Below are 691 nucleotides of genomic sequence, written 5' to 3'. Positions count from 1 at the left end.
GGGTGGGGGATCGGGATGGCAACGCTTCGTCCTCAAACGCCGGACGGGCTGAAAATGCCTGGCGGCAACGCCTCGGTCTCAAACGCCCAGGCGGTGCCATACCCCCCGGTCCCTCGCCATCGCGTGCAGTGCCTCCACGTCTGCCGGCTTGAGTACGCCGCCCAGGCGGGCCAGGCCCTCCAGTTCCGTGTCGCGGAGGATGCGGAGGTCGCGTGGGGGCGTTTTGATCGTGATGTCTGACGGGGCGAACAGGGTGAGGACCGGGTGGACCTCGGCGGTCAGGGCGTAGGTGGCGCGGTCGGCTTCGGTGCGGAGGCGGCGGAGGAGGGGGTACGGGTCGCGGCGGCCGAGGGCGATCGTCTGGTCGGTGACGGTCACCTTCTGCTTGCGGGCGTACAGGGTGTGCAGGGCGAACAGTCCGCCGGGGCCGATCAGGAGGTGGTGGATGCGGTCGCCGCCGGGGAGTGGCACGGAGTGCAGTGTGTGCCAGCCCGCGCTGTCCAGCCGGTCCAGGGCCTCGCCGACCGTCTGTTCCGCGGTCAGTTCCCGGCGGCGCGGGTCGGCGCGCAGGCGGTGGGAGGGGCCCGGGTCCCGGTCGAGGGCCACGAGGAGCGCCTCGCCGGGGCGGTTGGGCGCGAGGTCGTCGTCCGGGTGCAGGGCCAGCCGGGCCAGTTCCGCGGGGGTGGGGACC

The 691-nt window shown here is 73.2% G+C and carries 1 protein-coding gene; it reads right to left on the bottom strand.

Annotation, left to right across the window (positions count from 1 at the left end; genetic code table 11):
• Positions 1 to 78: 78 nt before the first annotated feature.
• Positions 79 to 691: nuclease-related domain-containing protein (locus L0P92_RS44795; RefSeq protein ID WP_234768857.1), on the bottom strand; the 613-nt coding region annotated here is incomplete at its 5' end.

It is taken from the genome of Streptomyces muensis (assembly GCF_021474425.1).
GTDB lineage: Bacteria > Actinomycetota > Actinomycetes > Streptomycetales > Streptomycetaceae > Streptomyces > Streptomyces muensis.
This window is presented reverse-complemented; position numbering and strand designations above follow the sequence as displayed.